This window comes from Streptobacillus canis (assembly GCF_009733925.1).
GTDB classification, from domain to species: Bacteria; Fusobacteriota; Fusobacteriia; order Fusobacteriales; family Leptotrichiaceae; genus Streptobacillus; species Streptobacillus canis.
In genome coordinates, this window is sequence record NZ_WOEI01000005.1 from 15,848 (window position 1) to 41,052 (window position 25,205).

The 25,205-nt window shown below is 26.0% G+C and carries 28 protein-coding genes; 24 read left to right on the top strand and 4 right to left on the bottom strand.

Features of this window, described 5'->3' with window-relative positions; all coding sequences use genetic code 11:
* The first annotated feature begins 42 nt into the window (after nucleotides 1-42).
* From efp to GM111_RS02505, 14 genes are all read left to right on the top strand, one after another.
* A complete protein-coding gene (gene efp / locus GM111_RS02440; RefSeq protein ID WP_156299301.1) occupies nucleotides 43-615 on the top strand; it encodes an elongation factor P in 573 nt (190 codons plus the stop codon).
* Between the two features lie 53 nt (nucleotides 616-668).
* A complete protein-coding gene (locus GM111_RS02445) occupies nucleotides 669-1,220 on the top strand; it encodes a hypothetical protein (RefSeq protein WP_156299302.1) in 552 nt (183 codons plus the stop codon).
* Nucleotides 1,220-1,720 carry a hypothetical protein gene (locus GM111_RS02450; protein WP_156299303.1) on the top strand — a complete coding sequence of 167 codons (501 nt, stop codon included), beginning with the start codon at nucleotides 1,220-1,222 and terminating at the stop codon, nucleotides 1,718-1,720. The genes GM111_RS02445 and GM111_RS02450 overlap by 1 nt, the downstream gene beginning before the upstream one ends.
* A 98-nt stretch (nucleotides 1,721-1,818) precedes the next feature.
* Nucleotides 1,819-2,652: an endonuclease/exonuclease/phosphatase family protein gene (locus tag GM111_RS02455; protein WP_156299304.1), complete on the top strand. Its 834-nt coding sequence runs from the start codon at nucleotides 1,819-1,821 to the stop codon at nucleotides 2,650-2,652.
* Nucleotides 2,639-3,988 (top strand): MATE family efflux transporter, encoded by a 1,350-nt coding sequence (locus GM111_RS02460; protein ID WP_156299305.1) that lies wholly within the window; start codon nucleotides 2,639-2,641, stop codon nucleotides 3,986-3,988. The genes GM111_RS02455 and GM111_RS02460 overlap by 14 nt, the downstream gene beginning before the upstream one ends.
* 10 nt (nucleotides 3,989-3,998) lie before the next feature.
* Nucleotides 3,999-5,525: a deoxyguanosinetriphosphate triphosphohydrolase gene (locus GM111_RS02465; RefSeq protein WP_156299306.1), complete on the top strand. Its 1,527-nt coding sequence runs from the start codon at nucleotides 3,999-4,001 to the stop codon at nucleotides 5,523-5,525.
* Nucleotides 5,525-6,166: a TrmB family transcriptional regulator gene (locus GM111_RS02470; protein ID WP_156299307.1), complete on the top strand. Its 642-nt coding sequence runs from the start codon at nucleotides 5,525-5,527 to the stop codon at nucleotides 6,164-6,166. The genes GM111_RS02465 and GM111_RS02470 overlap by 1 nt, the downstream gene beginning before the upstream one ends.
* Entirely contained in the window at nucleotides 6,166-6,948 is a 783-nt protein-coding gene (locus tag GM111_RS02475; protein WP_156299308.1) for a site-2 protease family protein, read from the top strand. Before GM111_RS02470 ends, GM111_RS02475 begins: the two co-directional genes overlap by 1 nt.
* An 11-nt stretch (nucleotides 6,949-6,959) precedes the next feature.
* Nucleotides 6,960-7,478, top strand: coding sequence for a tRNA (cytidine(34)-2'-O)-methyltransferase (locus GM111_RS02480; protein ID WP_156299309.1), 519 nt, complete (start codon nucleotides 6,960-6,962; stop codon nucleotides 7,476-7,478).
* Entirely contained in the window at nucleotides 7,475-7,945 is a 471-nt protein-coding gene (locus tag GM111_RS02485; protein ID WP_156299310.1) for a dihydrofolate reductase, read from the top strand. Before GM111_RS02480 ends, GM111_RS02485 begins: the two co-directional genes overlap by 4 nt.
* Nucleotides 7,935-9,812, top strand: coding sequence for a methionine--tRNA ligase (metG, locus tag GM111_RS02490; RefSeq protein ID WP_156299342.1), 1,878 nt, complete (start codon nucleotides 7,935-7,937; stop codon nucleotides 9,810-9,812). The genes GM111_RS02485 and metG overlap by 11 nt, the downstream gene beginning before the upstream one ends.
* A gap of 8 nt (nucleotides 9,813-9,820) precedes the next feature.
* Nucleotides 9,821-11,179: a tetratricopeptide repeat protein gene (locus tag GM111_RS02495; RefSeq protein WP_156299311.1), complete on the top strand. Its 1,359-nt coding sequence runs from the start codon at nucleotides 9,821-9,823 to the stop codon at nucleotides 11,177-11,179.
* Between the two features lie 10 nt (nucleotides 11,180-11,189).
* On the top strand, nucleotides 11,190-11,654 hold the full coding sequence (locus GM111_RS02500; protein ID WP_156299312.1) for a TlpA family protein disulfide reductase: 465 nt from the start codon (nucleotides 11,190-11,192) through the stop codon (nucleotides 11,652-11,654).
* Entirely contained in the window at nucleotides 11,655-12,572 is a 918-nt protein-coding gene (locus tag GM111_RS02505; protein ID WP_156299313.1) for a nucleoside hydrolase, read from the top strand. It abuts the gene before it with no gap.
* Nucleotides 12,573-12,762: 190 nt separating this feature from the next.
* Here GM111_RS02505 and GM111_RS08150 read toward each other — a convergent pair whose 3' ends face one another.
* The 4 genes from GM111_RS08150 to GM111_RS02525 form a co-directional block, all read right to left on the bottom strand.
* Nucleotides 12,763-13,290, bottom strand: a complete 528-nt coding sequence (locus tag GM111_RS08150; protein WP_197034447.1) for a transposase — start codon at nucleotides 13,288-13,290, stop codon at nucleotides 12,763-12,765.
* Between the two features lie 10 nt (nucleotides 13,291-13,300).
* Entirely contained in the window at nucleotides 13,301-13,654 is a 354-nt protein-coding gene (locus tag GM111_RS08155) for a hypothetical protein (RefSeq protein ID WP_197034448.1), read from the bottom strand.
* Between the two features lie 153 nt (nucleotides 13,655-13,807).
* Entirely contained in the window at nucleotides 13,808-14,737 is a 930-nt protein-coding gene (locus GM111_RS02520) for an L-lactate dehydrogenase (RefSeq protein ID WP_156299314.1), read from the bottom strand.
* Between the two features lie 11 nt (nucleotides 14,738-14,748).
* Complete coding sequence (locus tag GM111_RS02525) at nucleotides 14,749-15,495, bottom strand: YebC/PmpR family DNA-binding transcriptional regulator (RefSeq protein ID WP_156299315.1); 747 nt, start codon at nucleotides 15,493-15,495, stop codon at nucleotides 14,749-14,751.
* Nucleotides 15,496-15,608: 113 nt separating this feature from the next.
* On the opposite strand from GM111_RS02525, the gene ruvC reads away from it, so the two are divergent.
* The 10 genes from ruvC (at nucleotide 15,609) to GM111_RS02575 (ending at nucleotide 25,202) form a co-directional block, all read left to right on the top strand.
* Nucleotides 15,609-16,211: a crossover junction endodeoxyribonuclease RuvC gene (ruvC, locus tag GM111_RS02530; RefSeq protein WP_156299316.1), complete on the top strand. Its 603-nt coding sequence runs from the start codon at nucleotides 15,609-15,611 to the stop codon at nucleotides 16,209-16,211.
* Nucleotides 16,212-16,217: 6 nt separating this feature from the next.
* Entirely contained in the window at nucleotides 16,218-17,168 is a 951-nt protein-coding gene (locus tag GM111_RS02535; RefSeq protein ID WP_156299317.1) for a DHH family phosphoesterase, read from the top strand.
* On the top strand, nucleotides 17,168-17,446 hold the full coding sequence (locus tag GM111_RS02540; protein WP_156299318.1) for a hypothetical protein: 279 nt from the start codon (nucleotides 17,168-17,170) through the stop codon (nucleotides 17,444-17,446). Before GM111_RS02535 ends, GM111_RS02540 begins: the two co-directional genes overlap by 1 nt.
* Before the next feature lie 143 nt (nucleotides 17,447-17,589).
* Complete coding sequence (gene uraA, locus GM111_RS02545; RefSeq protein WP_156299319.1) at nucleotides 17,590-18,876, top strand: uracil permease; 1,287 nt, start codon at nucleotides 17,590-17,592, stop codon at nucleotides 18,874-18,876.
* A gap of 93 nt (nucleotides 18,877-18,969) precedes the next feature.
* Nucleotides 18,970-20,043 carry a patatin-like phospholipase family protein gene (locus tag GM111_RS02550; RefSeq protein WP_156299320.1) on the top strand — a complete coding sequence of 358 codons (1,074 nt, stop codon included), beginning with the start codon at nucleotides 18,970-18,972 and terminating at the stop codon, nucleotides 20,041-20,043.
* A 105-nt stretch (nucleotides 20,044-20,148) separates the two neighbouring features.
* A complete protein-coding gene (locus GM111_RS02555; RefSeq protein ID WP_156299321.1) occupies nucleotides 20,149-21,159 on the top strand; it encodes a Fe(3+) ABC transporter substrate-binding protein in 1,011 nt (336 codons plus the stop codon).
* On the top strand, nucleotides 21,150-22,727 hold the full coding sequence (locus GM111_RS02560) for an ABC transporter permease (protein ID WP_156299322.1): 1,578 nt from the start codon (nucleotides 21,150-21,152) through the stop codon (nucleotides 22,725-22,727). The genes GM111_RS02555 and GM111_RS02560 overlap by 10 nt, the downstream gene beginning before the upstream one ends.
* 1 nt (nucleotide 22,728) lies before the next feature.
* The gene (locus tag GM111_RS02565; RefSeq protein ID WP_156299323.1) at nucleotides 22,729-23,346 is read left to right on the top strand and encodes an ABC transporter ATP-binding protein; all 618 of its coding nucleotides are present in this window, start codon (nucleotides 22,729-22,731) and stop codon (nucleotides 23,344-23,346) included.
* Nucleotides 23,347-23,464: 118 nt separating this feature from the next.
* Nucleotides 23,465-24,379: an N-acetylmuramic acid 6-phosphate etherase gene (gene murQ, locus GM111_RS02570; protein ID WP_156299324.1), complete on the top strand. Its 915-nt coding sequence runs from the start codon at nucleotides 23,465-23,467 to the stop codon at nucleotides 24,377-24,379.
* Nucleotides 24,357-25,202, top strand: coding sequence for a MurR/RpiR family transcriptional regulator (locus GM111_RS02575; protein WP_156299325.1), 846 nt, complete (start codon nucleotides 24,357-24,359; stop codon nucleotides 25,200-25,202). The genes murQ and GM111_RS02575 overlap by 23 nt, the downstream gene beginning before the upstream one ends.
* Nucleotides 25,203-25,205 lie beyond the last annotated feature (3 nt).

Below are 25,205 nucleotides of genomic sequence, written 5' to 3' on the forward strand. Positions count from 1 at the left end.
ATTAGTGTATAATATTAGAGAAGAATTTTAAGGAGGAATATAATGAAAGCAGCAATGGAATTAAGACAAGGTAATGTATATGTTAAAGAAAATATACCTTATTTAATTTTAAAAGCAGACAGACACCAATCAACTTCTGGGAAAAAAGCTAGGGCAGCTGAAATGAAGTTCAAAATAAAAGATTTAATAAGTGGAAAAGTACAAGAAATAACAGTATTATCTACAGAAATGATGAATGACATCATTTTAGATAGAGCACAAATGCAATATCTATATCAAATGGATGGAGAATATTTCTTCATGAATCAAGAAACTTTTGAACAAATGACATTAACAGAAGATGATTTAGGAGATGCAACTGATTTCTTAGTAGATGAAATGGTTATACAAGTTTTATTATATGAAGAAAGAGCGGTTGGTGTTGAATTACCAAATACTGTTGTAAGAGAAATTACATATACAGAACCTGGATTAAAAGGAGATACTATAGGTAGAGCAACTAAACCTGCAACTATAGAAACAGGTTACCAATTACAAGTACCTTTATTCTGTAATATAGGAGATAAAATCAGAATAGATACTCGTACTGGTGAATACATGGAAAGAGCAAACTAAGAGTAATATATTAAGGCTAGATACAATCTAGTCTTTTTATTAAAAGGAGATTTATGAAAAAAGTAATGATTTTTTTGCTTTCAATTTTTTCATTAAGTTTTGGAGCTATGAGTAATAAGGAAATTGATGAAAAAATCAATGAATTAAAGAAAGAAATTAAAGCGTTAGAATTAGATGAGGATTATGAAATAAAAATAGCTGGAGAATATTTTTATTTAGATAAAGAAGAAAATAAAGATTTTAATGTTAGATATTTTTTACATGCAGATACTTATGAACCACTAATAATAGTTAGATATCCAGATAAAAATATCAAAAACATAGAATTAGTATATGGGATAGTAAGAAGAACAGAAATACCTACTAAGATTATTACAGACTATAACGGTGAAGCTTTTGCTAGTAATAGCTTTTATACAAAATATATAGAAACAAAAATGAAATTATTTGAAAATGTTTTACAAGTTTATTACTATACAGATAAAAAAATTACTATAAAATATGAAAATTTTAAAAATGTAGACTCAAATATGGAAACATTAAAATTTGAAAAGAAAATGAAACTTGAAAAGAAAATTGATGAATTAAAGGGGATGATGAAGTAATGAAAAAATTATTTTTATTATTAATGCTATTTATTACTTTGATCTCTTATGCAGAAGTTCAGTCTTTATATTTAGCAGATGGGAATAAATTTGAAGTATATTTTTCAGATGATAATGGTAAATTTGATGAGAGTTTAGAAACTATAGAAAGTAAAATTTTTGCTGATTTAGATAAAGATATTTTAACTCTTATTTTAAGATTTAAGAATATTGAAAAGAGATTATGGACAGATAAAGTAAAAGTTATAGCAGATAATGGATATATGATAGAAGCGGAAACACCGTTTTTTGAAGAGAAACTAACTGATGTAGAGTATGGAGAAATAGGAACTATAAGCTTTAATAAACTTGGTTTAGATATCTTAAAGAATATTTCAAAATCTGAAAAGGTAGAAGTAATTTTTGAAGGTGAATTTGGAGTAGTAAAAAAACTTTTAACTAAAGAAGAAAAACAAAGACTATATAACACGGTAATTAATTTTGAAAATGATAGTTTTTAAATGATTTAAAGAGGATATATGTCCTCTTTTTATTATTGAATAAAGTTGTAAAATATTGTATAATTATATGTATGAAACAAAAGAAATGAGGGTATATTTTGAGAGGTATTTTTAAGATAATTTTATTACTTTTTCTATCAATAAATATTTGGGCAGAACCTATTTTAGTTGCAAGTTTTAATGCAATGAGATTAGGAGAAAATGAAAAAGATTGGACTTCTATGTCCAAAATAGTGTCTAAGTTTGATGTTATATCTATCCAAGAAGTTATGAATGAAAAGGGATTAGTAAAGTTGAAAAATGAAGTTGAAAAATTTACAAATGAAAAATGGGGATATATAATATCTGATATTCCGGTTGGTTCAAAAGAATATAAAGAATATTACGGTATATTATTTAAGAGAAAAAAAGTTGATAAAATAGAATCATTAGGTACATATCAAAATGGTAAATCTAAAGATTTTATAAGAGAACCATTTGCTTTCTTAATTAAATCAAATAATTTTGATTTTGTAATTATATCTGTACATTCAATATATGGTAAAGATAAAGTTGAAAGAGAAATAGAAGCAAGTAGATATCATAAAGTATATAAATATTTTATGGATAAGTCTAAAGAAGAAGATATAATAATATTAGGTGACTTTAATTTGCCGGCTAATTCTAAAGGGTTTAAGTATTTTAAGGATACTTTTAATGTGAAAGAGGCATTAAATCCTAGTAAGAATAAGACAACTATTTCTGATAAAGGACTTGCAAATTCTTATGATAATGCTTTCTTTAACAGAAATAATTTAAGAGAATATACGGGCAGATATGGAGTTTATGACTATACTAAAAATAATCATGAACAAATAAGAAAATATATATCAGATCACCTAGTTATATTTATGGAGTTTGAGAATAAGGGAGATTTAGATGTTGAAAAATAAGGATATGAGTATTTATAAAAAAATACTTATAGTTGGTATACCTGTAGCTTTAGAAAACTTGGTATATAATTTTATTAATTTTATAGATAATTTTATGGTAGGAAAAGAAAATCCTATCTTAGGCTTAGGGACTAATGCTGTTTCTGGTCTTGGAATATCAAATCAAATATTTTTTGTATATATAATTTCATTGTTTGGATTATTTAGTGGAGCAGGGGTACTTTCTGCACAATATTTTGGAAGTGAAAATTATTCAAAAATGAATAAGATTTTAGGATTTTTATCTGCAACTTCACTATTATTATCAATACCATTTGTAATAATAGGATTAACTAATCCAAATACATTATTAGGATTTTATAGTAAAGATCCTATGGTTTTAATACAAGCAAGAGAATATTTTAAATATGCATGTTTTACATTTCCATTAGCGGGACTAGGTTTTGTATTTTCTATGCAGCTTAGAGTAATAAGTCAATCTAAATATTCTTTTTATGCATCTATAGTCGGTTTGGTTTTTAATATTGTAGGTAATTTAATATTAATTCCAATCATGGGAGTAAAAGGTGCTGCCATAGCAACAGTAATAGCAAGATTATTCTCATTAATATATATGATATATGCAGTTAAAAAGAATAAGTTTCCTATTTTATCAAGTTTTAAAGAAACTATGAGTTTTGAACTTGATTTAGTAAAAGATATTATTAGAATATCTTTACCAACTTTTATACATGAGTTTATTTGGGTGATGGGAACTACATTTAGAGCATCTATTTATAGTAATATGGGTGCAGTAGGGTTTTCATCAATAATTATTGCAGGGACAATTTCATCAATACTATTTAGCATGTTTAGTGGGGTATCAAACGCAGCATCTGTATTAGTAGGAAATGAACTTGGAGCGAATAATTTAGAAAAAGCCAAAAGAGTCGCTAGTCTATGTTTTAGATTAATGTTACTTTTAGGTATAATAGCGGCTATAATGGTAAATGTAATATCACCTGTAATACTATCTATGATGAAGGCAGAACCAGAATTGATACGTCTAACAAGATTAGTTGTGTTCAGTGAAAGTTTAATACTACCATTTAAAGGTTTAAACTTATTAGTTATAGTAGGTATATTAAGAGCCGGAGGAGATATTTTCTATGCAATGATGTTAGATTTAGTTGGAATGTGGGTAATTTCAGTTCCACTAACAATGCTTGGAAGAAGTTTAAATTTACCAATTAACATGGTATATTTCTTAGGAGGAAGTTCAGATATTATAGTATTACTTCCATCTATACTTAGATATAAACAAAGAAAATGGATTAAAAGAATAATAAGAGAATAGAGGCGATTAAATGAATTGGAAAACTTTATTATCAATAAATACTAGGCGTGCTAGAAGTAGAATAAAAGCAAGTGATATAAGAAATGATTTTGAAAAGGATTATCATAGAGTAATTTCATCACCATCATTTAGAAGATTACAAGATAAAACACAAGCTTTCCCTTTAGAGGAAAATGATTTTGTTAGAACAAGATTAACACATTCATTAGAAGTTTCATCTTTTGCTAAATCTATAGCACAGTCAATAGGTAAAAGAATAATAGAAGAAAAATTAGATCCGGATTTTGGGTATGAAGAATTAAACTCAATTTCAACAATTTTATCTTCAGCAGCCTTAATACATGATATTGGTAATCCACCATTTGGACATTTTGGTGAAGATACTATTAGAATGTGGTTTTCAGAATATATAGATAAAACAGATGTTAAAGATGTAAATGGAGAAACAAAAAAATTAAGAGATTTATTAACACCACAAATGATTGCTGATTTTGAAAATTTTGAAGGTAATGCACAAGCAATAAGAGTAGTTTCAAAATTACATTTCTTAGTTGATGAAAATGGTATGAATTTAACATATGCATTATTAAATTCATTGATTAAATATCCTGTTTCATCTCAAGATATTGATAAACAAAGTGGAAATATTAAAGATAAAAAAATGGGATATTTTCTTGCAGAAGAAGATGTATTTTATGATGTAGTAAAATCTACAGGAACTTATGATGAAAAAGAAAATAAAATATATAGACATCCTTTAACGTTTTTACTTGAAGCTGCAGATGATATAGCTTATATTACAGCAGATATTGAAGATGGTTTAAAGAAAAAATATTTAAATTATTATAATATAGAAAATGCTTTAAGAGAATATGGAATAGAAGCTGGAGATGTTTTCTATGATAGATTAATAAAATATAAAGAAGATGCAAAAAAGAATGGTTATAGAAACACTCATAATTATGCTGCAAGTAGATGGATAATTTCTATACAAGGTTTAATAATAAAAGATGTAGTTAATAATTTTATTAGTAACTATAATGAAATTATGAGTGGTACATTTACAAAAGAATTACTTGCTGAAGGTAGATCTGCAAAAATAGTAAAAATGCTTAAAGATACAGCAAGAAAATATATTTTTGAATCTAAGAAAAACAACCAAATGGAACTTACTGCAAATATTATGATACAGTTCTTACTTGATAAATTTGTTAATTCAGTTATATATTATGATACTAAGTTTGAAAAAGATAATTCTGTACATAAAAAATATAGAATTATTTTAAGTGAAAACCAAAAATATATATATCGTGTTTATGCAAAAAAATATGAAGAAGAGCAACTAGCAGAACTTGCAAATAGAATAGAAGAAGAAAAACTTGAAGGTAATAAAAAGGAAAGACTAGAACAAGAATATGAGAATAAAATATATACATATAAATTATATTTAAGATTATTACTTGTTACAGACTATATTTCCGGTATGACAGATTCATACATTAAAACAACATATCAAGAATTAATGGGGATAAAATAATGGAAAAAGAGCTTTTAATAAAACAATTGATAAAGATTGGATTTACAGAAATCGAAGCAAATATTTACTTGTATTTATTAAAACACCCGGGAGAAAATCCTACACAAGTATCTAAAAATCTTGATGTCTCAAGAACGGCTGCATATAAATCTATGCACTTTATGGAAGAAAAAGGGATAATAAAATTACTTCCTGCAAATGATGATTCTAAAAATTATAGTGTGATAGATCCAAATATTTATCTAAATAGATTTGAAAAAGAAATACTTGAGAGTCTTGAAAGTTTAAAAAGAGGTTTAGATGCTCTATATTCTCAGTACAATAAAGCTGGAATATATGAATTTGATAGATTGGATAATTTAACATATAAGATATTGGAATTAATTCAAAAAACAGAAAATATTTTAGTTGTTTATGGTAAAGTTTATGATGAAGTTATATTTAAGAAAATTAAATTATTAGAAGAAAAAAATGTATTAGTGTATATAAATGATGAAGTTGATACCGGTGAATTAATATTAATCAAAGATAATAAAGAAATGATATTAAAAGATAGTGTTAATATGATATACACTAAAAATAACTTATTAATTGATCAAATTAATAAGAGAATTAAATTGGAAATGGAGAAAGAAAAATAATGTTAGTTATAGTAATAGTTACATTACTGGTATTAAGTTTAATAATATTCTTACATGAATTAGGGCACTTTTATACAGCCAAAAAATTTAATATGCCAGTTTCAGAATTTTCTATAGGAATGGGGCCTTTAATATACAGTAAAGTAAAAAATGACACTCAATATAGTATAAGGGCTATACCTATAGGAGGATATGTATTGATTGAAGGTATGGTTGAAGCTAGTAAAGATGATAAAGAATTTAAAGACTATACTGAAGAAGAAATTGAAGAATATAATAAAAAAGGATTTATATCACACTCTAAAGTTGAACAAATTATAGTTTTACTTGCAGGTGTATTTATGAATTTTGTTACAGCTTTAATAGCATTTGTAATATTAATGTTAATAACAGGGCAACCAATTACACATGCATTTGCAATGTTTGGTAAAGTTTTTGCTGCAACTTTTGAAGGATTAAAAATGTTATTAACTGGTGCTGCTAAGGCGAAAGAAATGGTTGGTCCTGTAGGACTTCCATTAGTGTTTGCAAAGCAAATTGAATCACAAGGATATTTAGTTTTACTTCCATTATTCGCATTACTATCAGTAAATATTGGAATACTAAATTTATTACCTATACCAGCTTTAGATGGTGGTCGTATAATCTTTGTGTTATTAGAATACTTTGGAATTAAATTAAATAAAAAATTAGAAGAAAGAATACATACTATAGGGATGATACTATTATTATTACTTATGGTATATGTATTATTTAATGACATTCAAAAATATATATTTTAAGGAGAATAAAAGTGAATATAGTATTGTATCAACCAGAAATGCCATATAATACGGGAAATATAGGAAGAAGTTGCGTTATAACTAATACAACATTACACCTTATTAAACCTTTGGGATTTGAAATAAGTGATAAACAAATAAGAAGAACAGGACTTGATTATTGGAAATATGTTGATTTAAAAATTTGGGAATCTTTTGAAGAATTTATGGCTAATAAAGGGAAAGGCAAAATATATTTTGCAACTACAAAAACAAATCAAAGATATACTGATGTTAAGTTTGAAGAAGATGACTATATCATGTTTGGACCAGAGTCTCGTGGTATACCAGAAGATATTTTAAATGAGTACAATGATCAAAATATTACTATACCTATGCTTAGAATCGGAAGATCACTTAATTTATCTAATTCAGCAGTAATTATTTTATATGAAGCACTAAGACAACAAAACTTTGAATTCAATATGGATGCAGAAAAAGTTGAAGAAATTAGAGTTGATTTAACTGTCAAAGGGGCTACACATAAGTGATACATATAGTAGTTGCAGTTGGCTTAAACAATGAGATAGGGAAAAATAATAAAATGTTATGGCATAATACTGAAGATTTGAAGTTATTTAGAGAGTTAACCTTAAATCATAAAGTTATTATGGGCAAAAATACTTTTCTTTCAATAGGTAAACCTTTAGATTTGAGAGAAAATATTGTAATAACTAGAACTTTGGAAGAAAAAAATGGTATAATATTAGTTAAAGATATAAATGAAATAATTGAAAAATACTATTACAGTGAAGAAATTGTATATGTAATTGGTGGAGGAAGTATATATAAAGAGCTAATAAATTTTGCTGAAAAACTATACATCTCAAAGATTGATGAAGAATTTCCTGATGCTGATACGTATTTTCCAAAGTTTGATGAAGAAAAATATAGTTTGGAAGTTAAAGAATACAATACATTTAAATTATACATATATACAAGGAGGAATAATGAATAATTTCTATATAACAACACCTATATATTATCCTAATGCAAAACCTCATATAGGTACTGCTTATACAACAGTAATTTGTGATGTTGTTGCAAGATATAATAGATTAAAAGGTAAAAATGTAAGATTTATAACGGGTACAGATGAACATGGACAAAAAATTCAAGAATCTGCAGAAAAAAATAATGTAACGCCACAACAATGGGTGGATAAAATGAAAGAAGATTTTGTTAAGTTATGGGAAGTGCTTAATATTGATTATTCTGAGTTTGTAAGAACTACAAGTGAAAAACACGAATTTACTGTAGGAGATATAATTAGAAAAGTATATGAAAATGGAGATATATATAGTGGAGAATATATAGGTAAATATTCTGTAAGTGAAGAAACTTTTGTTACTGAATCACAACTTGTAGATGGGCTATATATGGGGAAACCAGTAATAGACATGAAAGAAAAATCATTCTTCTTTAAATTATCTAAATATGAGGATAAATTATTGAAGTTTTATGAAGAACATCCAGATTTTATTAAACCTATAAATAGAAAAAATGAAGTAATTTCATTTATTAAACAAGGTTTACAAGATTTATCAATTTCAAGAACAACATTTAATTGGGGTATACCTTTAGAACTTGAAAAAGGTCATATAGTTTATGTATGGTTTGATGCATTAAATTCATATTTAACTGGTGCTGGGTATAACACTGAAAACTTTGATATTTATTGGAACAACTCAGAAGTAGTTCATATGGTTGGAAAAGATATATTAAGATTCCATGCAATAATTTGGCCAGCAATGTTAATGGCAGCAGGTATTAAATTACCAGATACACTAGCTGTACATGGTTGGTGGACTAAAGATGGTCAAAAGATGTCTAAATCTTTAGGCAATGTTGTTGATCCTATAGATGAGGTTAATAAATATGGTTTAGATCAATTTAGATACTTCTTATTAAGAGAAGCTACATTTGGGCAAGATGCAGATTATTCAAATAATGCAGTAATACAAAGAATAAATTCTGATTTAGCAAATGATTTAGGAAACCTTTTAAATAGAGTAATAGGAATGCAAAATAAATATTTTGATTCAGTAGTATATGGTAAAAATGAATTAAATGAATTAGATAATGAGATTATTTCATTATGGAATGAAACTTTAGGAAATGTTGATTTATATTACAATGAATATAACTTTTCTGAAATGTTAAAAACAATTTGGAAATTTATATCTAGATTAAATAAATATATAGATGAGTCTGAACCATGGACTTTATTTAAAAATAATGATTTAGATAGACTTAAAACAGTATTATATAATTTAGTAGATGGAATATATAAGATTTCAGTTTTAATTTCACCTATAATGCCTGATTCAGCTAGTAAAATTTTAAATCAATTAGCAATAGAAAATAAAAATATATTGTTAGATGAAATTAAAGTTTGGGGGACATATCCAGAAAACAATAAATTAAATAAAGCTGAAGTATTATTCCCAAGAATAGAATTACCTAAATCAGAATTTGAGGAAAATTTAGTAATTAATAATCCAATAAATATTGAACAATTTAATGCTGTTGACATTAGGGTTGTTGAAATTAAAAAAGTGGAAAGAGTTGAAGAAAATAATGCCCTACTTAGATTTATAGTTGATACTGGAACTGAACTTAGACAAATAGTTTCAGGAATAGCAAGACACTATAAAGATGAACAAATCTTAGTAGGTAAAAAAGTAATGGCAGTATTAAATCTTGAGCCAGTAGAAATTAAAGGAATACTTTCTCAAGGGATGTTATTAACAACTGCTGAGAAAAAGAAAGTTTCATTAGTAGAAATTGATAACTCAGTTAAAGTTTCGACAAGTATAAAATAGGAGTATAAATGAAAAAGAATAAAATAATAAAAGAGATTTCTATTATATTTCTTTTTGCTTTATTAATACTATTAATATTTCAATATAAAAGATTAAGTTTTGATAGTAAAACTTTTGATTATATTGAAGATGGGATAGTTAGTATATATAAAGAAGATAATGATACTACTTTGAAAAATTTTGAAAAAGCATATATAGGTAATGATGAAGATATCTATGAAGTAATTAACTATTTAGCAGATGAAGATGTATTAAATGCATTTTACGAAGGAAAAGAAGGAAAGTCAAATGGTTATGCTGAATATAGAGATGCTACATTATTAATTTTTTCAAATAAATTAGAACAAGCTATAGATAAACTGAAAGAAGCTTCAAATCAAGGTAATCTAGGAGCAACATCATTTCTTGCAACTTATCTATATTCACTAAAAAGATATAGTGAAGCTTATGAATATTATGAATTAGCATATAATAAAAATAATTATACTGTGTATCAAACATATATAGATATGAAAAACCATTTAAATGAGTTTAAACATATGGAAAAATTATATGCAAAATTTAATCAAAATAAGATTGAAGATTCTGAGAGATATGCTTTAGGAAAATTTTTATTAGATAGAGATGATATTGGAGAATCATATAAGATACTTAAGCCTTTCATCGAAAAACAAAATACAGATGCTTTATTTGCAAAAGCAAGATTTCTTGAAATGGAAGGTGAAATTGAAAATGCTATAAAAATTTATAGAGAGCTATACTTAAAGCATAAATATGCTAAAGCAGCTATAAAATTAGTAGAAAATTCAGATTTATCTTCTAAAAGTAGAAGAGAAAAAGCAATAGAAATTTTAGATGAAATTAAAGAGTATAACAAAGATATTCAATTTATGAAAGCCAACTTATTATATGATAATGATGAATGGGAAAAAGCTAAACATATTTATGATAGTTTAGAATTATTAGAATATTCACCGGTTTATGTTAAACTTGGAGAATATTATGAGAATTTAGATGAAGAAAATAAAGCTTTAAAAATGTATAAAAAAAGCTTTGAAAGTGGTAATTTAGATTCAATATTAAAATATCATTCACTGTTAAAGAATTTGGCAATAACAACAGGAACAGATGTTGATATTTCAAATTATGTTGATGAATTAAAGATAGCTTCAAAGTTAGGCTTAGGAGCTGCAAGTTATGAAATTGCATCTTTAAGCAATGATAAAGATACAAAGAAAAAATATGCAATAATTGCTTTATCACAAGATGAAGTAAAAGCACTAGAATTACTTGTAGATTTGGCTAATAGAGAAGGGTTAAAAGAAAAAATAATGGTTTATACAAATATATTAATAAACAATAAATAGGGAGTTAATTATGAAAAGAATTTTATTATTATTAATGATGATTTTTACTTTTTCTTGTTTTTCAGCAGGGAAAAATGAAGTAAAAGTTATCAATAACACAAATTATGAAACTATAGTTAAGAAGGAAAACAATATAATTGTTTATGCTGCAGCATGGTGTCCTCATTGTCAAGAAGAGTTAGAAAATTTAAGCAAAATACAAGATAAACTAAAAAATACTAAAATTACTGTAATAATGTATCCATTTATACGTTCTGATAAAGGTTATATAGATTATGAAAAAGAAACATTAGAATATATAAATGAAAAAAAATATAATTTTGAATTCTATTTAGATAAAGATAGAGAAATACTTGAAAAATTAAATCTTACCTCTGTTCCAGCGGTTGGTGTAGTTAAAAATGGTGAAATCATCAAAGATGTAAATGTTGATGAAATAACTATTGAGAAATTATTAGAGATATTCGGAGGTTAAATGGAGAAAAGAATACCATTAATTATTGATACAGATCCAGGTATAGATGATGCAGCAGCGATAATTTGCGCTATTAATAGTGAAGATAAATTAGATATTAAATTGATAACTACAGTATTTGGAAATGTAAGTTTAGAAAAAACTACAAATAATGTATTGAAAATTTTAGAATTTATGGAAAGAAGTATTCCAGTTGCAAAGGGAGCAGAAAAATCAATGCTTTTTGAAGGTATTGACGCTACTGATGTTCATGGTGATTCTGGAATGGATGGATACACTTTTGAAGAACCTTCATCTAAACCAATTGAAAAAAAAGCAATAGATGCAATGAGAGATGTAATTTTAAGTTCTAATGAACCAGTAACAATTGCTACTTTAGGATCTTTAACTAATGTTGCATTACTATTATTAGTTCATCCTGAAGTTAAAATTAACATTAAAGAAATTGTGATGATGGGTGGTAGCTTCACTGGAGGTAATACAACTTCAAGTGCTGAATTTAATGTATATAATGACCCTCATGCAACAAAAATTGTATTTGAATCTGGGGTTAAAATTACTGTACAAAGTTTAGATATAACAAGAAGATGCTTAGTATCACCAGAAGCTTTATTAAGCATGAAAAATGGTACTAAAATCTCAAGCATGTGTTACGCACTTTTTGAAAATTATAGAAGTGAAGGTGTAGCAAAAGGTTTAATGATGCATGATTCAACAGTTATTGCATATTTAATTAATCCAGAAATATTTAAATATGAAGAAAAATATGTAGATGTAATTATAGAAGGACCAGCTATTGGAACATTTGTTACAGATTATTACACAAATATAAATAAAGATAAAATGCCTAATGTGAAATATGTAGTAGATGTAAATGAGAAAGAATTTGAAAATTGGTTAATTAATAAGTTAAGATAAAGGGGTATAAATAAGAACATATACCGATAAACTAGACACAAAAATGTGAAAAGTTTGGAGGTACATTTTTTTATTATTTAGGAAATTAGAACTCTAATAAGATGTATATGATTTTATTGATTAATATAAAGCGCAACAACAGTTTATAAAAAATAAAATTAATAAGTAAATTTGAGTAATACAAAAATACCTATTTAAATAATAGGCCATTAGGGTTATAGAATTTATGAATAGGAGGTCCAATAGAATTATTTATAAAGAGTTCATAAGCTTCAAGATAAATATCACAATTAGGACAGATAAAAGGATCAAAGCCCCAAATAGCTTTAAAGTTCTTTCTAAAAAGAGAAGGAACTTTTTTAAGTTTAGACTTAAATAAAGTAAGAGCTAACTTTAACTTACTAGATTTTCTTCTAGCATAGAAGCCAAATCTATTAATCATCTTAAAATGTTTATATGGTAAATGAAAAAGTAATTTAGCAACAAAATCTTGAATAGTTAATTTATGGTAAGAGATTTTCTTATTATTGGCTAAATCATTAAACATAAAAGTGACAATATTCTTTTTAATATTAATATCAACAATTTTATACTCAGCAATAGGAACTCTAGCTAAATATCTACCAAGGTATTTAATAATACCTTTAGGGTTATTAACATCATTATCACCAACATTAAAGAAGAATCTAACATCTTCTTTAATCATTTTAGAAGTCATATTTAAAGCATTATTGATTAGCAATAGAATTAACATGAAAATAATTAAGTTTTTTAAAGATAAAATTTTTGTTTAATCCCCCAAGAGAAACGATATAAATGACATCAGAATCAGTAAAGAATTTATTATTAGATTTAGGTATATATATTTTTCTTTTCTTTTTATCATGAATATTATGGAATTGATATTTGAAAATATTATTAATATCAGCAGCTAATCTAGAAAGAATAGTTTTATCATAAGCAATAAATTTTCTAAATTGTTGAGGAATATTAATTAATTGATTAGTGATGGAGTTAGTCCATTTAATATAGTAATAATAACCACAAGAATTACATAATCTAGATTTACAAGTAAGTTTCATTTTATGTTGAAAGTTACAGATATGACATCTAGATGAATTTGATTTTAGATGTCATGTTTATCACTCCTTTCTGTTATTTTTGTTTGGTGATTAAATTATACAGAAAAGAAAGAGGTGATTCAAGGATTTTTTAAAATCCCGAATCACCTTTTTTTATAATTTAATTGTTTTAATAACATCTTTAAGTACGTTTTTAGTGTTTTCTAATTTTTCTTTTTCACTTTCTTCAAATTCTGGACATATTTTTAAATGTTGTCCATTTCTTCCAACTACATTTGGAACAGAGTAATATACATCCTCAAGTTGGTTATAAGTTGAAATAGTTAAAATACAATTTTCATCTCTTAATATAGCTTCAACTATTCTTCTAATAGCCATACCTATAGCATAGTTTGTATAACCTTTTCTAGAAATAATTTCATATGCGGCGTCTCTAACTTTATGATGGATTTTTTCTTTTAACTCTATTGCATTTTTTGCTTCTCGAGCACAGAAATCATCAAAACTTAATGGTCCTATATTTGCTGATGACCAAACAGGGAATTCAGAATCTCCATGTTCACCTATAATATATGCGTGAATATTTCTAGCATCTAAATCAAATTCTTCTGCAAGATAATATCTTAATCTTGAAGTATCTAGAACTGTTCCAGTTCCTATTACTTTGTGAGAAGGGAAACCAGATAACTTATATGCAACCCAAGTTAAAATGTCAACTGGATTTGATGCTATAAGTAATACAGCATTTGGAGAGTAACGAGTAACTTGAGGTATAATAGTCTTGAATATTTCAACGTTTTTGTTTACTAAATCAAGTCTTGTTTCTCCTGGTTTTTGATTAGCACCTGCTGTTACTATAACAATGTCAGAATCTTGTGTATCTTTATAGTCTCCTGAAATTATTTCACAAGTTTTAATAAAAGCTGCACCATGGGCAATGTCTAGAACTTCTCCCATTGCTTTTTCTTTGTTTACATCTACTAAAACTACATGTGAAGCTAGACCTGATAAAACAATAGATAATGTTGTAGCAGATCCAACAAATCCAGCACCTATTATAGATACTTTTGTATTTTTTTTCATATATATTCCTCCTAATTTAATTTCTCTAATATTTCGTTTGGTATATTAAAGTTTGAATAAATGTTTTGTACATCTTCGTTATCTTCTAAAGCATCATAAAGATCCATAATGCTTTTAGCAGTATCGATATCATTTATTAATATTTCACTTTGTGGATACATTCCTATTTCTGATTCAATTGGAATTAAATTGTTATCTTTTAATATGTTTAGGATATTTTCCATATCTTTATCTTCTGTTAAAACAATTATTTCATTTTCTTTTTCAATTACATCAAGAGCTCCAGCTGTAATTCCAATTTCAAGTAAATTTTCAAAGTCATTTTCTTTATTAAAAGTAATAATACCTCTTCTATCAAACATAAAAGAGACTGATCCATCAGACCCAAGATTTCCATCATTTCTTGAAAAATTCATTCTAACTGAAGATGCACTTCTATTTTTATTATCTGTAACTACATCTACTATGAATGCAACACCTGCAGCTCCATAACCTTCATAACGAATTTCAATGTATTCTACACCTTCTAATTCACCAGTTCCTTTTTTAATTGCTTTTTCTATTACATCTTTAGAAACATTTGCTGCTTTGGCTTTATCTATTGCAAGTCTAAGTCTTGGGTTAAAATCAGGATTTCCTCCTCCCACTCTTGAAGCGACAGTAATTTCCTTACCAAGTCTTGTAAATAGTTTTCCACGAATTTTATCTTGTCTACCTTTTCTATGTTGTATATTTGCCCATTTACTATGTCCAGCCATGTTAAAAAATTCCCTTCATTTTTGATTAAATTATAGCATATTTATAAATAGTTCTTCAAGTTGTATATGTATTAATAAATATGGTATAATCTTAAAAAGAAAAGAGGTGTGACATGAGAGTTATAGGAATAGATCCTGGAACAGCTATAATTGGGTATTCAATTATAGATTCAAAAAATGGTAAAACAGAATTAATTGATTATGGTTGTATTTATACAGATAAAGATTTACCTATGCCTGAAAGATTGGAACAAATTTATCTCAAATTAGAAATTTTATTTAATATGTATAAACCTGATCATATGGCAATAGAAGAATTATTTTTCTTTAAAAATCAAAAAACAATAATTACAGTTGCCCAAGCAAGAGGAGTAATTGTTACTAAAGCTCAAATGTCAGGTATAGAAATTTTTAATTATACACCATTACAAGTTAAAACTGGAATTACAGGGTATGGAAGAGCAGAAAAAAAACAAGTACAAGAGATGGTAAAAATTATACTTAAACTAGATGAAATTCCAAAACCAGATGATGCTGCCGACGCTATTGCTATAGCAATAAATCATTTAAATACTATAAGAGGTGTTGGAGCATTGTTAAATAATCAAAGAGATAGAGTTAATAAAGTTACTCAAATAATTGAGAAAAATAAAGGTAAAAATAAAAATGTCATTAGTATTGAAGATTATAAAAATATATTGAAAAAGAAGAAGTGAGGTAAGATGAAAGAATTATTTAAAATAAAAGAAGAGATAGATAAATATGATAACATAATTTTATCAGCGCACGTTAATCCAGATGGAGATGCATTTGGTGCTTTATTTGCATTTAAATTTATGATAGAAAAATACAATAGTAATAAAAAAGTAGATATAGTAGTTCAATATGAACTTCCAAGATTTATTCAAAAATTTGAAGAGAGTAAATACATAAAGGATACTATCGATGAAAATGTTGAATTAGTAATTATGCTTGATACTGCTAACATTGATAGAGCAGCAATAGATAAAAAAGTATTTGAAATTGCAAAACAAACTATAAATATAGATCATCATGTAAGTAATACAAGATATTTAAACATTAATTATGTTGAAGATATTTCTTCTACCAGTGAATTATTATATAAATTTATAGATGTTTTTAATATTGAACTTGATGAAAGAATTGCAAAGTTTATGTATCTTGGAATAATAAATGATACCGGAATTTTTAAACATTCAAATGTAACTGAAGATACATTTATGGTTTCATCAAAACTTATGAAAGTTGGAGTAGACAATAGAGAAATAACTAATATACTTTTTTCAAAAACAAGAGAAAAAGTAAAAGTTTTTGGTAAAGCATTAGTTGAATATAAATACTTTGAAGATGTAAGATTTGCATATTTCTACATTACCCAAGAGGAAATGAATAGAATGGAAATTGGTGAAGAAGATACAGATGGGATTTCTGAGTTATTATTAAGTATTGAGGATGTTGATGTAGCATTATTTGTTAGAGAAGATAAAGAAGGAAGATTAAAAGGAAGTTTTAGATCAAAAAATGTTAATGTAAATAAAATAGCTTCAAACTTTAATGGTGGTGGTCATATACTTGCAGCGGGATTTAAATTTGAAGGTGAAATAAAGTATGTAGTTGATAAAGTACTAAATGAATTAAGAGGTATAAAGTAATGAAAAAATTTTTTTTAATACCTATATTATTCTTAATTATATCTTGTTCTGGAATAACACCTATTTCAAAATATCATATTAAAGAAATTGCAAGTATTGCTAGTGAGAAAATTTTAAATGAAAATTTTGAAAATGTAAAATATAGGGATATGAGAATATATAAAAAAGGGTATGGAACATGGTATATTAGTGCATATGGAGATTTTGCAATATATTTTTTAGAAATAGATGAAGATGGAAATGTAACTAAATATGAAAAAATAAATTACACAGAATAAAGCTAGTATTTACTAGCTTTTTTAGTATCTAAAAAACTTGATTCTTCATAAAAAAGTGTTGACAATTATTTTTTTAATTTGGTATAATAATAAAAATTACGGTGAATTCTAAGTATGACTGTAATGATTAAGGAGGAAAAATTATGTCAATTAGAAAGATTATTCAAGTTGATGAAAAAGTGCCAGCTAAATTATTAGTGCCACTAAGTTTACAACACACATTTGCAATGTTCGGTGCCTCAGTGCTAGTACCTATTATTTTTGGAATTGATACAGGTATAGTACTATTAATGAATGGTATTGGTACATTGCTTTTTATTTTAATTACTAAAGGGAAAGCACCAGCTTATCTAGGTTCAAGTTTTGCTTTCTTAGCACCAGCAGGAATGGTTATAGCTAATATGGGATATGAATATGCTTTAGGAGGATTCGTATTCGTAGGATTAGTTGGATGTATAATTGCAGGAATAATATATAAATTTGGAACTGCATGGATTAATGTAATATTACCACCAGCTGCTATGGGTTCAGTAGTTGCTTTAATAGGTTTTGAATTAGCAAGAATTACTATAACAGGTGGAAAAATTGGAGCTAATATTATGACAGATTCTTCAACAATAAATGATAAGATAGTTTTTGGAGTAACTTTATCTGTAGCAATATTAGGTTCAGTATTATTTAGAAAATTCTTTGCAACTATACCGATTTTAATAGCAATTATTGTAGGGTATATTACATCAATATATTTAGGAATGGTTGATTTTTCAGTAGTAACTAGTACACCATTATTTACTATCCCTAAATTCCAAATGGCTAAATTTAATGTTACAGCTATATTAACAATGTTACCTGTAATATTTGTTATAGTATCTGAACATATTTCGCACCAAGTAGTTACAAGTAGAATTATAAATAGAGATTTAATTAAAGATCCAGGATTACATAAGAGTTTATTTGCTGATAACTTCTCTACTATGTTATCAGGGTTTGTAGGAGGAGTACCAACTACAACATATGGAGAAAATATAGGAGTTATGGCAATTACTGGAGTATATAGTGTACAAGTTATTAAAGGTGCAGCAATAATCTCAATTTGTATGGCATTTATTGGGCCATTCTCAGCATTAATTCAATCTATACCAGGAAATGTAATAGGAGGAGTTACTTTCTTACTATATGGTATGATAGGATCATCTGGGTTAAGATTACTAGTTGAAGAAAAAGTAAACTTCAATAAACCACAAAATCTAATATTAACATCAGTTACATTTATAGCTGGATTATCTGGATTACAAATCCAAATGTTTGATATAACATTCCAAGGTATGAATTTAGCAGCAATAATAGGTATTGTAATAAGTTTATTATTCTATGTATTTGATAAATTTAATATTATGAATGAAAAATGGAATGAAGAAGTAGATATATAATGTAGATATATAATTTTAAAAAGGAGGAAATATATTTCCTCCTTTCTTTTTTTATGATATAATAAATACATAATAAAAATATGGAGTTATGATATGAAAAAAATATTATGTATTGATGGTGGAGGAGCTAGAGGGATATATGCAGCCACAGTAATAATGAAAATAGAAGAGAAATACAATATAAAGTTTTCTGAATTTTTTGATGTTTTTTATGGTGTAAGTACTGGTTCATTAATTGCAAGTATGTTATATTTAGGGTATTCTGGAAAAGAAATTTGTGAGAATTATAAAAAATATAGTAATTTAATTTTTACAGATAGTGCAAGTTATGATGTATTTGATACTGGAGCATTAAAGATGATAGTTACTGATATTTTAAAAGGTAAAAAAATAGAAAGAAAAGATAAAGAAGTATATGTATTTACATATAATATTATTAAATCTAAAGCTGAAATTGTTAATTTATCTGAAGTAAATGAAACAGGAGAATATATACTTGCAAGTTGCGCAGCTCCAGGATTTTTTAATCCTGTAGAAATAAATAATGATAAATTTATAGATGGAAGTATTTTGGCTAGAAATCCTTCAATATATGCGTTCAATAATGAATTATCTAAGGGAGTTAAAGTAAAAGATATGTCATTTATGAGTATAGGTTGTATACAAGGAAATTTAGATAAAAGTATTGCTCAAGATTTTATATTAAATTTCAAAAAATTATTAGGTATAGGTAATGTACTTAAAAAATTTGATAAAAAATTAAATATGCTTTATATGTTAGAAAAAACTTTATATCATGCAATAGATTCATCAATAGATGTTAATGATGAATTATTAGAGAGAATTTTCGAAAAAGAAGGTAAATATTTAAAACAAGATTTTAAAACAAAAGAATATACTTCAATAAATAAGATGCCGCCAACTTTATTTGCTGCATCTATGAGAGACTTTAAAAATAAATTATATTCTGAAAAATATGATGAATTCTTTATAGAAAAAACAATGACAGATAAGTTTAAAGAATATATTTTTGGTAAAAAACAAGTAGAGCTATCAAATGAAATTTGGGAAGAAGAAAAAGTAAAAGTTGAAGAAAAAAATGAAATAGTAAATGAAAAACAAAATCATAAAATTATTGAAATTATAAAGAATTATAGAGAGAGATAAAGAAAGAGTTTATCTTTCTTTTTTATTTACAACAAAAAAAAATTATGTTATAATATTTTTGTAAGCAAATACTTTTGCTATCAAAATATTTGGAGGTCAAACTAAATGAAAAAACTAGTATTATTCATGACAATTTTAATCACAAATTTAATGTTTGCGAGTGGTGTTGTTAATGTCTACACATCAAGACATTATGATTCAGATAAATCAATTTATTTAGAATTTGAAAAACAAACTGGAATTAAAGTAAATATTGTACAAAATAATGATGTATCAGCTTTAATTAAAAGATTAGAACTTGAAGGTAAATCAACAGATGCAGATGTATTTATAACTGTTGGTGTAGGAGACTTATACACAGCGAAAATGAAAAATTTACTTCAACCTATTACTTCAAAAAAAGTATTAAAAAATGTTCCAGCTAATTTTAGAGATAAATCTAATAATTGGGTTGGATTAACATATAGAGCACGTATATTTGTATATAACCCTGAAAAAGTTAAACCGAGTGAATTATCTACTTATGAAGCTTTAGCAGATAAAAAATGGGATAATAGAGTACTTACAAGAAGTTCTTCTAGTTCATATAACAAGCACTTAATAGCATTTATGATAGCTAAAAATGGAGAAAAAGAAACTATGGATTGGGCTACAAAACTTGCTAATAACTTTGCAAGAGACCCAAAAGGAAATGATAGAGATCAAGCTAAAGCAGTGCTTGCAGGTGTTGGAGATGTAGCGATAATGAACAGTTATTACATGGGTAGAATGACTGACTCTAAAGATCCTTTAGAAAGAGAAGTTGCTTCAAAATTAAAAATATTCTTCCCTAATCAAAAAGATGGTGGAACACATATAAATCTTTCAGGAGCAGGGATTACAAAATATAGTAAAAATAAAGAGAATGCAGTTAAATTTATTGAATTTTTAACTGATCAATATGCACAAATGATATATTCACATGAAAATTATGAATATCCAGTTAACCCTAGAACACAAATGAGTCCAGTAGTTAAATCTTGGGGTAATTTTAAACCTTCTAAAATTGACTTTGATAAAATAGGTCAAAATTTAGAAAAAGCAAAATTTGTTGCGGATACGGCAAATTGGAAATAAGAAAAATTAATGTTTGGAAAATACTATCATATATATTTATAGGGCTAATAATTAGCCCTATAATATATATATTTACAAATAGTTTCAAACCTAATAGTGAATTAACTAATCACATATTTGAATTCTTATTAAAAGAGTATATGCTAAATACATTAATGATTTTAATTCCTACAATAATTTTAACATTGTTAATTGGAGTAGGATTAGCATATTTTGAAACTTTTTATGATTTTAAATTTAGAAAATTTTTTAGATATACCAATTTTTTATCTTTTGCAATACCTAGTTATTTATTTGCATATATTTATGTTGATTTTTTAACAGGATCTTTGCATATTTTTCTAAAAAAATATGATATGAATATATACCTAGATATTGCAAATATTAAAGGAGCAATATTTATATTATCTATATCATTTTATCCATATGTATATATTACTTCTAGAGCATATATGAAAAGAATATCAATGGATCTAATATATTCATCAAAACTACTGGGACAAAGTACTTTTCAAACTTTTTATAAAGTGATTTTACCTGTATCTAGACCAGCTATAATCACAGGATTGATGTTAGTAATTATGGAAACATTAAATGCATTTGGGGTACCTTTTTTCTTTGGAATTAGAGTATTTAGTACAGGTATATATGATAGTTGGATTAACTATTATGATTTAGATGGTGCAAATAAATTATCTATTATTTTAATAGGAATAGTAATACTATTCTTATTTTTAGAACAATATAGTAGAAGGAAAATAAAGTATTCATTAAGTAGAAATAGTAAAGTTAAAAGAGAAGAGTTAAAAGGAGTTAAGCATATCTTAGTATTAATATTCTTTTTCTCAGTATTTTTTATAACATTATTATTTCCAATAATATACATCCTGAGATGGCTATATTTATCAATTGATTATTTAAGTATTTCAGATGTATTAATAAATACAAAAAATTCATTATATATACTATTTACATCAATTTTATTTATTATAATCATTGCTTTATTTTTAACTAATATAAATAGGTTGGATAAAAATAAATGGTTAATGAATAAATTAAGTTCAATAGGATATTCGATGCCAGGATCAGTAATTGCAATTGGATTTTTATCAATATTTATTTCAATAGATTTATTTATGATTGAAAAAGGGATTACAGATAGTATGATACTAATTAAAAGTCCATTGATAATAATCTTTGCATATACAACAAGGTTTTTATCTTTAGCATATACACCTATTGAATCTAGTATAGAAAAAACTGGAAATAGTTTACATGAGAGTGCAAGATTACTAGGTATGAGTAAGTTGAAAATATTCTTTAAAGTTGATATTTTTATGCAAAAAACAGCAATACTTTCAGCGATATTATTAATGTCAATAGAGATAATAAAAGAGATGCCACTTGCGGCAATGCTTTTAAGTAATAGCACTTTATCAATACAGATGAAGAATTATGCAAGTGATGAAGAATTAGTACTTGTTGGTCTACCTGCTTTAATTTTAATTAGTATAACATTAGTATTGATTAGTATATATAATTATTTAGATACGAAAGGAGAGGAATAATTTGAAATTTTTAGAATTTAATAATGTTAGTTTTTCGTATGATAAAAATATAGTATTAGATAATTATTCATTCTCTATAGATAAAGGTGAAATATTAATAATCAAGGGAAAATCAGGTATAGGTAAATCTACTCTTTTAAGATTGATTTCTGGTCTAGAAACATTAAGAAAAGGTAATATATTTTTAGATGGTAAAGAAATTACATTTGAAAAAATAGAAAAAAGAAATGTTGGATATTTATTTCAGGAGTTTGCACTTTTCCCACATTTAAATGTATTTGATAATATAGCTTTTGGAATATCAAATTTAAAATATGATGAAAAAAAAGAAAAAGTACGTAGTCTTCTTGAATTGATAGAACTTAATGGGTATGAAAAAAGATATCCACATGAATTATCTGGTGGAGAAAAACAGAGAATAGCACTTGCAAGATCTCTTGCTGTAATGCCTAAACTTTTACTTTTAGATGAACCTTTTTCATCATTAAATATTGAGTTAAGAGAAAAATTAAGATTAGAATTAAGAGAAATTTTGAAAAAAGTAGGAATAACAACTATAATAGTTAGTCATGATTTAAATGATAGTATTATAGCGGATAGAGTAATAGAAATGAAGTAGGAAATATATTTTTCCTACTTCATTTTTTTCAAACTTTGAAAATTATTTTCAATAAAAATTGATTTTTATAAAAATTGGGGTATACTATATTATAAATTAATAGGTAAAGGTGGTGAGTATGGTGGTAGACTTATCGAAATTATCAACAGAAAAAAATAATGAAAATAGTAAAAATATTGAATTACAAGATAGTCTAGAAATAGTAAGAAGGATAAATGAAGAAGATAAAAAAGTTGCATATTGTGTTGAAAAAGCACTTCCTTCTATAGCTAAGTTAGTTGATGCAATAGTTGAAAGGACGGTTCCAAGTACAAGAATAATTTATGTTGGAGCAGGAACTTCAGGAAGATTAGGGGTATTAGATGCTTCTGAGTGTCCTCCAACTTATGGTGTTGACTTTGAAGTAGTTCAAGGATTAATAGCAGGTGGAAAAGATGCTATGTTTAAAGCAAAAGAAAATGTTGAGGATAGTCCAGAACAAGGAAGAATAGATCTTGAAGAGTTAAAATTAACTAAAGATGATGTTGTAATTGGATTAACAGCTTCAGGAAGAACACCATATGTATTAGGAGCAGTAAAATATGCAAGGAAAATTGGAGCACTTACAGGAAGTGTTACTTGTTCAGAAAATTCTGAACTTTCTCAAAGTGTAGATATACCAATAGAAGTAGTTGTAGGTGCAGAAATAGTTACAGGATCTACAAGAATGAAATCAGGAACAGCACAAAAAATGGTATTAAATATGATTTCTACTAGTGTAATGATTAAACGTGGAAAAGTTTTCTCAGGATATATGGTAGATGTAAAAACATCTAATTTAAAATTAATAGAAAGAGCTAAAAGAATTTTAATGAATACAACTAATGTAAGTTATGAAGATGCAGGTATGTATTTAGAAAAAGCAGATATGAGTGTTAAAGTTGCAATAGCTATGATTTTATTAAAAATTGAGAAAGAGGAAGCTAAAGAAAAACTTGAATTCTACAAGTTTGATGTAGCAAGATTAATACATGAGTTTATTAATAAAGCTTAGAGAAAATAAAGATTTTACATCAAGTGAACAAGATATTGCAAAGTACTTGATGAAAAATTATAAAAATATAAAAAATATAGATGCTGTAAAAATTGCTACAGAAACATTTACGAGTATTTCAGCAGTTACTAGAACTTGTAAGAAAATTGGATTACATGGTTTTCAAGAATTTAAAATAGGTTTAATTGAAGAACTTGCAAATGTTGAAAATCAAAAAATGGAATTTGAGCATGTTGATATTGAGAGAAATAATGATACTAAGATGATAATTGAAAAATTAAATAGACTTAGTATTAGTTCATTAAAAGAAACAAAACTATTACAAGATCCAGAAGTTATTGATAAAGTAGTTGGATTAATAAAGAAGAAAAAAGTAATAGATTTTTATGGAGTAGGTGCCTCTCATATTGTATGTTTAGATGCACAATACAAGTTTATGAGAATTGGTAAAGTGTGTAATGCTTTTGGACAATTTGATTTACAATATATTCAAGCAATAAATAGCACTAGTGATAATTTAGCGATTGTAATTTCTTATTCTGGGATGACAGAAGATATTGTCAAGATTAGTGAAGTACTTAGAAATAGAGGGATAGAAACAGTTTCAATTACTATGTATGGTAGTAATGAAGTTGCATCAAGAGCAAATCATAATCTATATGTTACATCTAGGGAATCACTTAAAAGAAGTGCAGCTATTTATTCAAGAATTTCTATGTTAAATTTAATAGATGTTATATATTTAAAATATTCAAATATGAACTTTGATGAAGTTAGTAAAAAAATTAATGAGACAAAAATAAAAAAAATAAAAGAAAAATAAGAT

Bases quoted from the DNA above. Each gene is read 5' to 3' on its own strand.
- ruvC (WP_156299316.1), top strand. From the start codon at position 15,609: ATGAGAGTTATAGGAATAGATCCTGGAACAGCTATAATTGGGTATTCA.
- GM111_RS02500 (WP_156299312.1), top strand. From the start codon at position 11,190: ATGAAAAGAATTTTATTATTATTAATGATGATTTTTACTTTTTCTTGT.
- GM111_RS08155 (WP_197034448.1), bottom strand. From the start codon at position 13,654: ATGAAACTTACTTGTAAATCTAGATTATGTAATTCTTGTGGTTATTAT.
- murQ (WP_156299324.1), top strand. From the start codon at position 23,465: ATGGTGGTAGACTTATCGAAATTATCAACAGAAAAAAATAATGAAAAT.
- GM111_RS02540 (WP_156299318.1), top strand. From the start codon at position 17,168: ATGAAAAAATTTTTTTTAATACCTATATTATTCTTAATTATATCTTGT.
- GM111_RS02495 (WP_156299311.1), top strand. From the start codon at position 9,821: ATGAAAAAGAATAAAATAATAAAAGAGATTTCTATTATATTTCTTTTT.
- efp (WP_156299301.1), top strand. From the start codon at position 43: ATGAAAGCAGCAATGGAATTAAGACAAGGTAATGTATATGTTAAAGAA.
- GM111_RS02535 (WP_156299317.1), top strand. From the start codon at position 16,218: ATGAAAGAATTATTTAAAATAAAAGAAGAGATAGATAAATATGATAAC.
- GM111_RS02505 (WP_156299313.1), top strand. From the start codon at position 11,655: ATGGAGAAAAGAATACCATTAATTATTGATACAGATCCAGGTATAGAT.
- GM111_RS02550 (WP_156299320.1), top strand. From the start codon at position 18,970: ATGAAAAAAATATTATGTATTGATGGTGGAGGAGCTAGAGGGATATAT.
- GM111_RS02460 (WP_156299305.1), top strand. From the start codon at position 2,639: ATGTTGAAAAATAAGGATATGAGTATTTATAAAAAAATACTTATAGTT.
- GM111_RS02445 (WP_156299302.1), top strand. From the start codon at position 669: ATGAAAAAAGTAATGATTTTTTTGCTTTCAATTTTTTCATTAAGTTTT.
- GM111_RS02555 (WP_156299321.1), top strand. From the start codon at position 20,149: ATGAAAAAACTAGTATTATTCATGACAATTTTAATCACAAATTTAATG.
- GM111_RS02475 (WP_156299308.1), top strand. From the start codon at position 6,166: ATGTTAGTTATAGTAATAGTTACATTACTGGTATTAAGTTTAATAATA.
- GM111_RS02450 (WP_156299303.1), top strand. From the start codon at position 1,220: ATGAAAAAATTATTTTTATTATTAATGCTATTTATTACTTTGATCTCT.
- GM111_RS02470 (WP_156299307.1), top strand. From the start codon at position 5,525: ATGGAAAAAGAGCTTTTAATAAAACAATTGATAAAGATTGGATTTACA.
- GM111_RS08150 (WP_197034447.1), bottom strand. From the start codon at position 13,290: ATGACTTCTAAAATGATTAAAGAAGATGTTAGATTCTTCTTTAATGTT.
- GM111_RS02575 (WP_156299325.1), top strand. From the start codon at position 24,357: ATGAGTTTATTAATAAAGCTTAGAGAAAATAAAGATTTTACATCAAGT.
- GM111_RS02465 (WP_156299306.1), top strand. From the start codon at position 3,999: ATGAATTGGAAAACTTTATTATCAATAAATACTAGGCGTGCTAGAAGT.
- GM111_RS02520 (WP_156299314.1), bottom strand. From the start codon at position 14,737: ATGAAAAAAAATACAAAAGTATCTATAATAGGTGCTGGATTTGTTGGA.
- GM111_RS02525 (WP_156299315.1), bottom strand. From the start codon at position 15,495: ATGGCTGGACATAGTAAATGGGCAAATATACAACATAGAAAAGGTAGA.
- uraA (WP_156299319.1), top strand. From the start codon at position 17,590: ATGTCAATTAGAAAGATTATTCAAGTTGATGAAAAAGTGCCAGCTAAA.